Genomic DNA, 13,897 nt, shown 5'->3' on the forward strand with positions numbered 1-13,897 from the left:
ACTTCCATGCAGCATACCAATATCTATAATCTGGGGCTGGATCGCAATGCCGCTAACTTCGCCGCACTGACACCCCTTTCTTACCTGCAGCGTGCTGCCAGTGTTTACCCGGATCGTGTGGCCCAGATTCACCATGATCAGCAGCTCACCTGGAAGCAGACCTACCTGCGCTGTGTGCGCCTGGCTTCAGCCTTGAGCAAGGCGGGTATTGCGGAAGGTGACACAGTTTCTTTCATTGCTGCCAACACCAATCCGTTGTTTGAAGCGCATTTTGGTGTACCCATGTGTGGTGCGGTGCTGAATGCCGTGAACACGCGTCTGGATGCCGAGGCGATTTCTTTTATCCTGCAGCACGCAGAAGCAAAAATTGTGTTTGTGGATCGTGAGTTTTCTGAAGTGGCCTCTCGTGCCATCAAGATGCTGGGTGCCAACCGTCCACGTGTGATTGATATTGATGACCCCTTTTATGAGGGTGGTGAACTGATTGGTGAGATGGATTATGAAGCCTTTATTGCCCAGGGTGATGAAGGTTTCAGCTACAGCCTGCCCGCTGATGAGTGGAATGCCATCACCCTGAACTATACCTCGGGCACCACCGGCAACCCCAAGGGTGTGGTGTATCACCATCGTGGCGCTTATCTGAATGCGGTGTCCAATGCCGTGTCCTGGAACATGGGTGAACATCCGGTGTACCTCTGGACCCTGCCGATGTTCCACTGCAATGGCTGGTGTTTCCCCTGGACACTGGCTGCCACCGTTGGCACCAGTGTCAGTCTGCGTCATGTTCGTGCGGATGCCATTTATGATTCGATCCGCAACAACAAGGTGAATCACTTCTGTGGTGCACCGATTGTACTGAACATGCTGAACAATGCCGATGCAGGCTTAAAAACCGGCATCAACCATGAAGTGAAGGTGATGACGGCCGGTGCTGCGCCACCTGCAGCAGTCATTGAAGGGATGGAAGCGATGGGCTTCAAGGTGACCCACGTGTATGGCCTGACGGAAACCTACGGTCCTTGTGTGGTCTGTGCCTGGCATGATGAGTGGAACGATCGCTCCCTGACTGAAAAAGCCCGCCTGAAGTCTCGTCAGGGTGTGAAGTCACCGATGCAGGAAGGCCTGATGGTGGCTGATCCGGAAACAATGCAGCCGGTACCCCGGGATGGCCAGACCATTGGTGAGATATTCATGCGCGGCAACCTGGTGATGAAGGGTTATCTGAAAAATCCGCGTGCCACCGAAGAGGCCTTTGCCGGTGACTGGTTCCATTCCGGTGATCTGGCCGTCTGGCACCCGGATGGTTATGTGGAAATCAAGGATCGCTCCAAAGACATCATCATCTCCGGTGGTGAGAACATTTCCTCCATTGAGGTGGAAGATGTGCTGTATCGCCACCCGGCAGTATCCGAGGCAGCGGTGGTGGCACGTCCTGATGAAAAATGGGGTGAAACACCCTGTGCCTTCATTAACCTGAAGGCAGGAGCACAGGTCACCGAGCAGGAGATCATTGATTTTTGTCGTGACAATATGGCGAAGTTCAAGGCACCCAAAACCGTGGTGTTTGGTGAGCTGCCAAAAACCTCAACAGGTAAGATTCAGAAGTTTGTGTTGCGGGATCGGGTCAAAACCCTTTAAGGCCTGTTTGCTGCAAGCGTTTTTCCTGCTGTACTTTGGCCAGTCCTCCGGGGGCTGGCTTTTTTTTGCCTGCCTCAGTATAGTAAACGAACGTTTGAATTGGTGTGCTGATCTACTGCATGACTATACTGCAGATCAGGCATCACTTGCTCATTTATAAAAATAATCTGGCGAGGGCTAGGTATGACTGATATCGATCTGGGACGTTTTGAATCCATCCTGCAGGTGTTTGACGAATCCTGCCAGCGCTTTGCGGATTGCCCTGCATTCACTTGCATGGGTAAAACCATCACCTACGGCAAGCTGGAAGAAAAAAGCCGCCATTTTGCTGCTTACCTGCAGAATCATACCGATCTGAAACCAGGCGACCGCATTGCCATCCAGCTACCCAATACCCTGATGTTCCCCATCGCCGTGTTTGGTGCATTGCGCGCCGGCCTGGTGGTGGTGAATACCAACCCGCTGTATTCCGAGCGTGAGATGGAGCATCAGTTCAATGACTCTGGTGCACGGGCGATTGTGGTGCTGGCCAACATGGCCCACAACGTCGAAAAGGTACTGACTCACACTCATCTGAAGCATGTGATTGTCACTGAGCTGGGGGACATGCATCCCTTTGTGAAGCGCCATCTGATCAACAAGGTGGTGAAACACGTCAAGAAGATGGTGCCTGCTTACCATCTGCCGCACGCTGTGTCTTTCCGCAAGGCTTTGCATCTGGGGCGCAAGGGGCATTGGGTACCGAACAAACCCACCCTGGATGATCTGGCGGTGCTGCAGTACACCGGTGGCACCACCGGTGTGGCCAAGGGTGCCATGCTGACCCATCGCAACCTGGTGGCCAACATGCTGCAGGCTCGGGCAGTGATCAAGCAGGCATTGAGTGAAGGCGGTGAAACGGTAGTGGCTCCCCTGCCGATGTACCACATCTACACTTTCACCGTGAACTGCATGGTGATGATGGAGCTGGGCAACCATTCACTGCTGATCACCAATCCGCGTGATCTGCCAGCTTTTGTGAAAGAACTGCAGAAAAACGAATTCACTGGTTTTGTTGGCCTGAACACCCTGTTTGTGGCGCTGTGCAATCGTGACGACTTCAAAGCCCTGGATTTCAGTAAGCTGAAACTGACCATTTCCGGTGGCATGTCACTCACCACTTCTGCAGCAGAGCGCTGGAAGGAAGTGACAGGCTGCGCGATTGCTGAAGGTTACGGCCTGACTGAAACCTCACCGGTGGCAACTTTTAACCCACCCAATGCCATTCAGTTGGGCAGTATCGGTAAAGCAGTGCCCAGTACCGAGCTGAAGGTGATTGACGAAGAGGGCAACAGCTTGCCGATTGGTGAGGCGGGTGAGCTGTGTATTCGTGGCCCGCAGGTGATGAAGGGTTACTGGCAGCGTCCGGAAGAAACCGCCAAGTGCCTCAGTGCTGATGGCTGGTTCCGCACCGGGGATGTTGCCGTGATCCAGGAAGATGGTTATGCACGAATTGTGGATCGCAAAAAAGACATGATTAACGTGTCCGGCTTCAACGTCTATCCCAACGAGGTGGAAGATGTGATTGCCTCTCACCCGGATGTACTGGAAGTGGCTGCAGTGGGTGTGCCGGACGAAAAGAGTGGTGAAGCCGTGAAGGTGTTTGTGGTATCGCGTAACCCGGATATGGATGTGAAGGAAATCCGTGACTGGTGCAAGGAGCGGCTGACGGGTTACAAGGTGCCGCGTCTGGTGGAGTTCCGTGATGAGTTGCCAAAAACCAATGTTGGCAAGGTATTGCGCCGTCAGTTGAGGGATGAGGTCAAGGACGAAGGAAAAGCCGCCTGATATCCATTATACTGCCTCACTTTTTGACACAGTGAGCCGTTGTATCCATGCCTTATCAGGATTTGCTCGACCAGTGCCTGCTGCAGGATTTTCATCGCCTGCGCAGGCCGGTCCAACAGGCCATTCGCAACGGACAAGCCTTGTCCGACTCACTGCAACAGCAGTTGCAGACTTCTGCCGAAAAGCTGGCGCGACGCCGAGCTGCCTGGCCGCAGATTGACTACCCGGATCTACCGGTCAGTGAACACCGGGACAAGATTCTGGCAACCCTGCGTCAACATCAGGTGGTGGTGGTGGCCGGTGAAACCGGTTCCGGTAAAACCACCCAGTTGCCTAAACTCTGCCTGGAGTTGGGCCTGGGAGCGCGTGGTCTGATCGGTCATACCCAGCCGCGGCGTCTTGCTGCCCGTTCGGTGGCCCAGCGTCTGGCGGAAGAGTTACGTGTGCCCCTGGGTGAGCAAGTCGGTTATCAGGTGCGTTTTCAGGACCAGCAGTCCGAAACCACCCTGGTCAAACTGATGACTGACGGTATTCTGCTGGCTGAAACCCAGAAAGATCCTTTTTTAAACCGTTATGAAGCCATCATCATTGATGAGGCCCACGAACGTAGCCTCAATATCGATTTTCTGCTGGGTTATTTAAAACGCATTCTGCCGAAACGGCCGGATCTGAAAGTGGTGATCACTTCAGCCACCATAGATCTGGAACGCTTTTCCAGACATTTTGATGACTGCCCGGTGATTGAAGTTTCCGGGCGCAGTTATCCGGTGGAGCAGTTGTATCGCCCCTTGCTGACCGATGACCCCGACACCGCTGATCTGACCTTGCAGCAGGGGTTGTTGCAGGCACTGGAAGAAGTGGCGCAACTGGAGCGTGAAAAAGGCTGGCTGCATGGTCCGCGGGATGTACTGGTGTTTCTGCCCGGTGAGCGGGAAATCCGCGAAGTGGCGCATGAAATTCGCCGTGCCCAGGGTGGCGGTCGTTTTCGTGACACCGAGGTGTTGCCACTTTATGCCCGTTTGCCAGCCTCTGAGCAGCAGCGCGTATTCCAGTCCCATACCGGTCGACGGGTGGTGCTGGCCACCAACGTGGCAGAAACCTCGTTAACCGTACCGGGTATTCGTTATGTGATTGATCCGGGCCTGGCGCGCATCAGTCGTTACAGTGTGCGTGCAGGTGTGCAGCGTTTGCCGGTGGAACCGGTTTCCCAGGCCAGTGCCCGGCAGCGTGCCGGACGCTGCGGGCGCATTGCCGAAGGCCTGTGCATTCGCCTGTATGCCGAGGATGACTTCAACAGTCGTCCGGATTTCACCGAACCGGAAATCCGTCGCACCAATCTGGCGGCGGTGATTCTGCAGATGCTGGCGCTGCGCCTGGGTGATATTGCTGACTTTCCTTTTGTGGAACCGCCGGACAGTCGCAGCATCAAGGATGGTTTTCGGTTGTTGTTTGAACTGGGTGCAGTTAACCGCCGCAATGAACTGACGCCACTGGGACGCAAGCTGGCACGCCTGCCGGTGGACCCGCGTCTGGGGCGCATGCTGCTGGAAGCCTCCGCAAGGGGCTGCCTGCAGGAAGTCATGATCATCACTGCTGCACTGAATCTGCAGGACCCGCGTGAACGACCGGTGGAACATCAGCAGGCTGCTGATCAGGCCCATGCCCAGTGGGCGGATCCGGACTCGGATTTTGTGGCACTGGTGAACCTCTGGCACCACTATGAAACCCAGCGTCAGGAGCTGAGTGCCAGTCAGCTGCGTAAATACTGTCAGAAACACTTCCTGTCCTGGATGCGGATGCGTGAATGGCGTGACACCCACCATCAGTTGAAGTTGTTGTGTCGGGAAATCGGCTTGACAGAGAACACTCAACCGGCGGGACCGCAGCCACTGCATCAGGCACTCTTGTCGGGCCTGTTGTCGAATATTGGCATGCAGCAGGAAAACCGTGAGTTTCTGGGCGCACGCAACCGCAAGTTTTTTGTGCACCCCGGTTCTAAACTGGCCAGAAAACCACCCAAATGGGTGATGGCCGCTGAGCTGGTGGAAACCACCCGCCTGTATGCCCGCATGGTGGCCAGAATTCAGCCCGAATGGGTGGAGCCACTGGCCGGTCATCTGCTGAAACGTGATTATTCTTCGCCCCACTGGGAGAAAAAGGCAGCCCGGGTGGCAGCGTTTGAAAAAGTTACCCTGTTTGGTTTGCCTGTGGTGACTGGTCGCAAGGTGGACTACAGCAGCATTGATCCGGTGTTATCACGTGAGCTGTTTATCCGGGCCGCTCTGGTGGAAGGGGATTACGCCACCAAAGCACCCTTCATGGCCCACAACCAGGCGCTGCTGAATGAAGTGCAGACACTGGAAGACAAGGCACGCAAGCGGGATATTCTGGTCGATGATCAGGTGTTGTATGAGTTTTATGACAGCCGCATTCCAGCGGAAGTGTGCCGAGGCGCCAGTTTTGAACAATGGCGCAAACAGGCCGAACTACAACAGCCGGATTTGTTATTGCTGACCCGAGAGGAATTGCTGGCCCGCACCGCGGATGAAGTGACCCAGGAGGCTTTTCCAGATCATTTGCAGTGGCAGGGCATCAGTTGGCAGCTGACCTATAACTTTGCACCGGGTGAAGTCGATGATGGTGTCAGTATGGCGGTTCCGGCGGCGATGCTGGCGCAGTTACCAGATGCTCGTCTGGAGTGGTTGGTTCCCGGGTTGCTGAAAGAAAAGTGCTTGGCCTTGATGCGGGGTCTGCCCAAGCAGGTGCGCAAGAATTTTGTGCCGCTGCCGGATTATGTGGATGCTGCCATCAATGCGCTGGTTCCGGATGACCTGCCGCTGGGCAAGGCGCTGGGCCTGTTTTTTTACAAAACCAGCGGTGTCCGGATTGATGACACCCTGTGGCAGGATGTGGAACTGCCACCCCACTTGCAGATGAACTTTCGGGTGCTGGATGAAAAGGGGCGCCTGTTGGGGCAGGGGCGGGATCTGGAGCAGCTGCGTCAGCAGTATGCAGGCCAGATTCAGGCAGCCACCCGGGCACTGGATGCCGGGCAGCTGCAGGTGACCGGTGCCACCGGCTGGAGTTTTGGTGAGTTACCTGCAGTGTTGGAGCAGCAGCAGGCCGGTGTGAAAATTCAGGCATTTCCAGCGCTGGTGGATGAAGGCAGCAGCATTGGTGTCACCCTGTTTGACACTGCAGAGAAGGCACGTCAGGCCAGTGAGCGGGGGCTGGTGCGACTGATTCGCCTGAGCCTGCCGCAAAAGGATAAATACCTGCAGAGCCAGTTGCCGGGGTTGAGTCAGGTGCAGTTGATGTTCAGTAAAATCGGCAGTCGTCAGCAGTTACTGGACGACCTGCTGGATGCAACAGCAAGAGACGCCTTCCTGGATGCGGACGCTGCAACCTGGCCAAGGGATGAAGAAGCATTTCAGCAGTTGCTGGAACAGCGACAGGCACAGTGGGTGCCCTTGGCAACAGAGCGTCTGAAGCAGGTGCGTGCGGCACTGGAGTTGCAGGTACCACTGGCGGCCCGTTTAAAGGGCAAGCTGGACCTGGCTTTGGCGCTGACCTATCAGGATGTACGGCGCCAACTGGAGCGCTTGTTTTATCCAGGCTTCATCTGGCGAGCGGGTGACTGGTTAAAGGAATACCCGCGTTATCTGAAAGCCATCGATATCCGACTGGAAAAAGCGCCCAGAGACCGGTTGCGTGATCAGCGCCAGGCTGAAGAACTGGAGGTGTTGTGGCAGCGCTGGGAGGGTCGCTGGAAGGTGTTGCAGGATAAAGCAGCCATCACACCGGCATTTAATGAATTCCCCTGGCTGATTGAAGAATATCGGGTTTCCCTCTACGCTCAGCAACTGGGAACCCGGCAGGTGGTTTCTGCTCGACGGCTTGAAGAAGCCTGGTCCAAACTTGTCTCTTGATGATGAGTTTATTGCTGTCGTTTTACATGGGATAATGCCGGGATGAAACCACGGAGCCAGGAATGAATCAGAAGAGCGCAACAACCGTCTCGATCATTGAGGAGCGGATCAATATACCGGTTGCCGGTCAGCAGTTTGCTCAGTTGGTGCGGATTCATCCGGTTAAGGATCCAGGTCCGGCGGTGTTTATGCTGCATGGTTTGATGGATGATGCCCGCTGCTTCCATGACAGTCAGGCACGCACTGGCCTGGCTTATGTTCTGGCGCGTCAGGGATATGACGTTTATATGGGTGAGTTACGCAGTCGTCGACTGGACGGCAGTACGCTGAAAAAGCATCCTTTTGGTGTGGAAGATGCCATCAATCAGGATTTGCACCGCCTGGTGGAAGCCATGAACAAGCGTATTGCAACACCAGGGCAAATCTGGATTGGTCAGGGTTTTGGCAGTTTGTTATTGACCAGTTACCTGGCTCGTCATCCGGCACAGCTGCAGCAGTTACGAGGCATGGTGCATTTCAGTCCTTTCCGTGAATCCCAGCCTGCCGGTCGCATCAAGCATTTCTGGGTGAATTGGCTGCACCGTCGGGGTATCAGCCTGGTATCTCGCTTACTGGGTTACGTGCCAGCAGTGCGTTTCAAGCTGGGTCGTTGCAACGAAAGCCTGAATTTTTACCAGGATGTGTTGTATTGGCTGGATTCACCCTGGCGCGGCAAGGATGGTTTTGATTATGCCGCTGCAGTGAAACAACTGGATTGGCCGCCCAGTCTGTATTTTGCCAGCCTTTATCAGTCCTGGCGCGGCAGTGATGCTGATGCTCGCGCCTTCATGTTTGATCTGGGTGCCCATAATGGTCGTCTGATCAAGCTGGGGCGACGTGTTGGCAATCACAAAAACTACCGTCGCTCCGAGCTTTGCCTGCATGAAGCGGCAGAGCAGGATTATTTCCCGCTATTGCTGGACTGGCTGAAAGAACTGCCAGAACATCAGGCTACCTCCGGCCAATAGGCCGGAATTTTTCCCTTCTTGATGAGAATTGCATGAAATCTGTTTTGATTACCGGAACTGGTCTGTTTACTCCTTCTCAACGCATCAGTAATGAAGAACTGGTGCAGTCTTTTAATACCTGGGTGGAAGGCTGGAACCATGAACAGGCAGCAGCCATAGCTGCAGGCAGCGTGACTGCAAAAACACCTTCCAGCGCTGAGTTCATAGAAAAGGCATCAGGCATCAAAAGCCGTTTTGTGATGGATCGGGATGGTGTACTGGATCCACAACGCATGAAACCCCACCTGCCTGAGCGCAGCAATGATGAGCCGTGCATTCAGGCTGAAATGGCGGTGGCCGCTGCGCGTGAAGCGCTGGCTCAATCGGGTTTGCAGGGCAGTGATATTGATCTGGTGATTCTGGCTTGCTCCAACCCCCAGCGAGCTTATCCGGCAGTAGCCATTGAGGTTCAGCAATTGCTGGGTGCGCAGGGTTTTGCTTATGACATGAATGTAGCCTGTTCCAGTGCCACCTTTGGTATTCAGGCGGGGTGCAGTGCTATTCAGTCGGGCCAGGCCCGCCGGGTTTTGATGGTCAATCCTGAGATCTGCAGTGCACACCTGAACTTTCGTGACCGCGACAGCCATTTCATTTTTGGTGATGCCTGCACAGCGGTGATTCTGGAAGCTGCTGAGCTGGCGGTGGGCAAATCCAATGTTTATGAGGTTTTTGCTTCACGCCTGATGACACAGTTTTCCAATAACATCCGCAATAATGCCGGTTTTCTGAATCGCTGTGATGAAGCCGGGCTTGGCAAGGATGACAAGCTGTTTGTGCAGGAAGGGCGCAAGGTCTTCAAGGAAGTCTGCCCGATGGTTGCCGAGATGATTGTTGAGCAATTGGCGGCCAACCAGCTGCAGCCAGAACAGCTCAGCCGTCTGTGGTTGCATCAGGCCAACCTGAATATGAATCAACTGATTGCCCGTCGGGTGCTGGGTCGTGATGCAACACCGCTGGAGGCTCCGGTGATTCTGGATCGTTATGCCAATACCAGCTCGGCAGGTTCAATCATTGCTTTTCACCTGCATCGCCAGGATTTACAGACCGGTGATCTGGGTGTGATCTGCTCCTTTGGTGCCGGTTATTCAGCAGGTTGTTTACTGGTGCGTAAGGTTGCCTGAGATGTTGATGGCATTTTGCCGAACTGTCACATTGATGCTGTTGGTTGTATTTAGCCTGCCAGGGCATGCTGACACTGTGGACTGGGGGGAGGATCGACCTCACCCCAGAGACCCTTATGAAAGCTGGAACCGCAAGGTTTTTGCTTTTAATGAAACCCTGGATGGCTGGGTACTCAAGCCAATAGCACGGGGTTACCGTGCAGTCACCCCTGGTTTTGTTCGCAAGGGTGTCGGCAACTTTTTTGCCAATCTGGGAGAGATTCCCAACTTTGCCAATAACCTGCTGCAAGCCAAACCAGCCGCTGCAGGTCGTGATGCAGTGCGTTTCACCCTGAACACTACCGTCGGGGTTCTGGGTTTGTTTGATCCGGCAACGTCGCTGGGCATCAGGCGCAGTGAAGAAGACTTCGGGCAGACTCTCAATACCTGGGGTGTGCCACAGGGCCCCTACATTGTCTGGCCCTTTATTGGTGGTCAGACCCTCAGCCATACGGTCTCCTTGCCGGTGGATTATTATTATCTCAATCCGGTGCGTTATGCGGTGGATGAGCCTGAAATCCGTTATGGTCTGGCTGCCCTTTATGCTGTGCACCAGCGATCAGAGTTGCTTGATGCTGAAAAGTTGATCCGAGGTGATCGCTACACCTTTATTCGCGATGCCTACCTGCAACGGCGTTCATTTCTGGTAAATGATGGGCGAATGGATTCTGATCCGTTTCTGGATGATGAAGACTTTTTCTTTGACGACGATGATTTTGCTTATTAGCCATCAGTTGTACGCCGGTTAAATCTGCTTGATTTAACCGAACAGTCGGATTACCGTTCAATGAAACGTCAGACCGAGTTCTGTCACATGCATCAGATGAGGTACGCATGAGCAAACCGGAGCAGGATGCAGCGCTCAGGTGTCAGCAACTGGAACAAGAAAATGCTGATCTCAGGACGTCGCTGGAAATGCTACGTCAGGATCAGGAAGCCGGTTATCATGTACAGAAACGCCTGTTGCCACTGAATGCCATGGAGCATCAGGGTTTTCGCCTCAATTACTGGCTGCAACCTTCCCTTTATCTTTCCGGCGACTTTCTGGATTTCTGGTCACCCAAGCCGGGCAAACTCCTCTTTTATCTTGCGGATGTCTCTGGACACGGTGCGTCTTCAGCCTTTGTGACTATACTTCTGAAATACATCGTTAGTCGTTACGCCAAGGAAGATGATTTGAGCCCGGCACGCCTTTGTACCCGCATTAACGAAGAGTTGTTGGTTGGCGGTCTGGATAAACACCTCACACTGGTGATGGGTTGTCTCGATACCCAGACACGGCAACTGACTTATACCTTGGGTGCTCATCTGCCGGTGCCGTTGATGGTCAGTGATGGCGAGGTTCAGGAACTGGAAGGAAGCGGAATGCCGATTGGGCTCTTCCCAGGAGCAGTATACAAGGATTACACTTGCACCTTTCCTGAAAAGGGATGTCTGATGATGGCCAGTGATGGCGTGCTTGAAGTTCTGCCTGGAGAGGGTCTGGAAGCCCGGCAGAAAGAATGGAGACTAAGAGTGGCCGCCTCCGGCGGAGATCTCGAATCCCTGTTGCAGCGTTTGCCCGGTGAGCCTGATAACTGGCCTGACGATGTGACCCTGATGACTGTAAGCGGTTTTTGATATGCAAACAGGTAAGCTGTTGTCGGCCAAGTCGCAGCACACCTATATACTGAAGCTGGTTGGTGATGTCAGGCTGACCCTCTGCTGTACGTTGGATAAGCTTTTTGAGCGAATTTTTAACGATGCCGAGATTAATAGCATTGTGATTGATTTGTCTCAGGCGGATAACCTGGATAGCACCACTCTGGGTTTGCTGGCCAAGATCGCTGTAAAGGCCTCACTGAAAGGATTGATGCAACCCAGTATCATTTCTTCCAATCGTGATATTACCCTGCTGCTGAACTCGATGGGATTCCAGCAGTATTTCCTGATTCTGGATCGACCACTGACCAGTTGTGAGCAATTGCAGGAAGTGCCGCAACTGGCTGGTTCTGAGTCCCATATTCGTGCTCAGGTGCTGGATGCACATCGAACACTGATGTCGATGAATGAGCATAACAAGGAAGCTTTCAAGAGTGTGGTGCAGGCACTGGAAGAGTGCCCGCAAACCCATTGATCAGGACTGCTTTCCTGATCCTTTTCTGAAGGGAAGGTTTGTTGAAGGGTGAAATGCCAGTCAAAGACTGGCTAAACGCTGCTCCAGCGTTTCCAGATCCTTGATGAATTGACGAATGCCCTGGGCCAGTTTTTCGGTGGCCATGGCATCCTGGTTTAGTGCCAGGCGAAAAGCCGCTTCATTCAATTCCACATCAGCCGGTTCCTGCGGCAAGTCCGGGTGCAGCACCCGCTGCAAATCACCCGAGTCAGCTTCCAGTTCCGCCAATAGTTTGGGCGCAATGGTGAGTCGATCACAACCGGCCAGGCATTCAATTTCCGAGGTATTACGGAAGCTGGCGCCCATGACAATGGTCTGGTAACCACGGGATTTGTAATAGCGATAGATCTGCTGTACAGACATCACGCCCGGGTCCTTGTGACCACTGAAATCAGCATCTGGTTGTTGTGCCTTGTACCAGTCGAGGATGCGTCCCACAAAGGGAGAAATCAGTGTGACACCTGCATCCGCACAGGCGCGTGCCTGATCAAAGCCGAATAACAGCGTCAGGTTGCAACTGATGCCTTCCTTCTCCAGCTTCTCGGCCGCACGTATGCCTTCCCAGGTGGAGGCCAGTTTGATCAGGATACGACTTGGATCACCACCGGCACGACTGATCTGCTCAATCAGTTGATGGGCACGCTGCAAGCTGGCTTCTTCATCAAAGGAGGTGCGGGCATCCACTTCAACCGAAACATAACCGGGTACCTGCTGCTGCAGCTGGCTGGCCAGCAATGCGGCAAAGGTGTCATACAGGGGCAGACCAGTATGTCTGGACTGATTTGCTGCCTGTTGCAGTAGCGGTGCATAGGCCGGGATATCCAGTGCCTGCAGCAACAGGGATGGATTGGTAGTGGCATCAGTCGGCTGATATTGGCGAATGGCATTTAAATCACCGGTATCAGCAACCACCAGGGTCATTTGCCTGAGTTGTTCAAGTTTTGTGGGCATGTTCCATGTCTCCTATGTTTTTCCTATCTGAGCAGAGCAAAGCAGCAGATTCAATTCGACCTAAGAAGCTGCTGGCTGCTGTTCAGGCACCAGGGCCAGGGCCTGTTCCAGTAGTTCCGGGCCTTCCCCCGCTAGGTGAGCGCGTTCACTGAGTAAGCGGCGGAAGCGGCGGGCACCAGGTACGCCCTGAAACAGTCCCAGCAGTGGTCGAATCATTGGGTTGAGTCGATCACCTGCTTGCAGGCGTTGTTCCACATAAGGCAGGTAGTCACGAATGGCTTGATGACGCGTCAGGCCGGTGGCGGGGTCACCCATCAGCTGCTGATCCACTTCAGCCACCAGCCAGGGGTTGTTCCAGATGGCGCGCCCCAGCATCACTGAATCCACCTGCTGCAGTTGCTCCTTGCAGGCATCCAGGGTTTCCAGGCCGCCATTGATGCCAATAACCAACTCTGGATGCTGCTGTTTAAGACGATGAACGCGACCATAATTCAGCGGTGGTATTTCACGGTTTTCCTTGGGTGACAGGCCCTGCAACCAGGCTTTACGGGCATGCAGGATAAAAATCCGGCAGCCGGCTTGTTGTTGCGCCTCAATGAAGGCTTCCAGATCAGCATCTTCATCCTGCTCATCAATGCCAATACGGCACTTGACAGTGACCGGTAAAGGAGTGGCCGCTTGCATGGCTTGCAGGCATTCTGCAACGCGTTGTGGGTGTGCCATCAGGCAGGCACCAATCAGGTTGTTCTGCACCCGGTCGCTGGGGCAGCCGACATTCAGATTGATTTCGTCATAACCCCACTGGGTGGCCAGTTCAGTGCAGCGTGCCAGCTCATCCGGGTTGCTGCCGCCCAGCTGCAGAGCCAGTGGGTGTTCTTCAGCTGAAAAGTCCAGAAAGCGTTGTGGGTCCTTACCATGCAGGATGGCACCGGTGGTGACCATTTCTGTGTAAAGCAGGGTGTGGCGGCTCAGCAGGCGCAGAAAATAACGAAAGTGCCGGTCGGTGACATCCAGCATGGGTGCAACGGAAAAAACAGGGTAGGGCTTGCCGCCCCAGGCGTTATCAGGCATGGCAGTCAGTCAGAATATAAAAGGTAAGCATTGTAAAACAAAAAGGCGGCCACTGCAGGGGGAGCAGGGCCGCCGAAACGAGCAAGTGCGTAGGACAAACTTCCGTATTTGCCGCTAACG

10 protein-coding genes are annotated in these 13,897 nt (G+C 54.2%); 8 read left to right on the forward strand and 2 right to left on the reverse strand.

The genetic code is table 11. From position 1 onward, the window contains the following. Window positions 1–6 precede the first annotated feature (6 nt). The 8 genes from BT114_RS01850 to BT114_RS01885 all read left to right on the forward strand — a co-directional run bounded on the left by BT114_RS01850 (window position 7) and on the right by BT114_RS01885 (window position 11,716). Window positions 7–1,638, forward strand: a complete 1,632-nt coding sequence (locus BT114_RS01850) for an acyl-CoA synthetase (RefSeq protein WP_072324598.1) — start codon at window positions 7–9, stop codon at window positions 1,636–1,638. A gap of 183 nt (window positions 1,639–1,821) precedes the next feature. Continuing rightward, window positions 1,822–3,465 (forward strand): AMP-binding protein, encoded by a 1,644-nt coding sequence (locus BT114_RS01855; protein WP_072324599.1) that lies wholly within the window; start codon window positions 1,822–1,824, stop codon window positions 3,463–3,465. 47 nt (window positions 3,466–3,512) lie between these two features. Further along, window positions 3,513–7,394 (forward strand): ATP-dependent RNA helicase HrpA, encoded by a 3,882-nt coding sequence (hrpA, locus tag BT114_RS01860; protein ID WP_072324600.1) that lies wholly within the window; start codon window positions 3,513–3,515, stop codon window positions 7,392–7,394. A 62-nt stretch (window positions 7,395–7,456) separates the two neighbouring features. Further along, window positions 7,457–8,401 carry an alpha/beta hydrolase gene (locus BT114_RS01865; RefSeq protein ID WP_072324601.1) on the forward strand — a complete coding sequence of 315 codons (945 nt, stop codon included), beginning with the start codon at window positions 7,457–7,459 and terminating at the stop codon, window positions 8,399–8,401. Between the two features lie 32 nt (window positions 8,402–8,433). Further along, a complete protein-coding gene (locus BT114_RS01870) occupies window positions 8,434–9,561 on the forward strand; it encodes a beta-ketoacyl-ACP synthase III (RefSeq protein ID WP_072324602.1) in 1,128 nt (375 codons plus the stop codon). 34 nt (window positions 9,562–9,595) lie between these two features. After that, window positions 9,596–10,327 (forward strand): MlaA family lipoprotein, encoded by a 732-nt coding sequence (locus BT114_RS01875; protein ID WP_245770369.1) that lies wholly within the window; start codon window positions 9,596–9,598, stop codon window positions 10,325–10,327. 107 nt (window positions 10,328–10,434) lie between these two features. Then, window positions 10,435–11,220: a PP2C family protein-serine/threonine phosphatase gene (locus BT114_RS01880; RefSeq protein ID WP_072324604.1), complete on the forward strand. Its 786-nt coding sequence runs from the start codon at window positions 10,435–10,437 to the stop codon at window positions 11,218–11,220. Window position 11,221: 1 nt separating this feature from the next. Next, window positions 11,222–11,716 carry an STAS domain-containing protein gene (locus tag BT114_RS01885; protein WP_072324605.1) on the forward strand — a complete coding sequence of 165 codons (495 nt, stop codon included), beginning with the start codon at window positions 11,222–11,224 and terminating at the stop codon, window positions 11,714–11,716. 60 nt (window positions 11,717–11,776) lie between these two features. Here BT114_RS01885 and tal read toward each other — a convergent pair whose 3' ends face one another. Together tal and dusA are read right to left on the reverse strand one after the other, a co-directional pair. Then, the gene (gene tal, locus BT114_RS01890) at window positions 11,777–12,706 is read right to left on the reverse strand and encodes a transaldolase (RefSeq protein ID WP_072324606.1); all 930 of its coding nucleotides are present in this window, start codon (window positions 12,704–12,706) and stop codon (window positions 11,777–11,779) included. A gap of 60 nt (window positions 12,707–12,766) precedes the next feature. Further along, the gene (gene dusA / locus BT114_RS01895; protein WP_072324607.1) at window positions 12,767–13,777 is read right to left on the reverse strand and encodes a tRNA dihydrouridine(20/20a) synthase DusA; all 1,011 of its coding nucleotides are present in this window, start codon (window positions 13,775–13,777) and stop codon (window positions 12,767–12,769) included. Window positions 13,778–13,897 lie beyond the last annotated feature (120 nt).

This window comes from Marinospirillum alkaliphilum DSM 21637 (genome assembly GCF_900119735.1).
GTDB classification, from domain to species: domain Bacteria; phylum Pseudomonadota; class Gammaproteobacteria; order Pseudomonadales; family Halomonadaceae; genus Marinospirillum; species Marinospirillum alkaliphilum.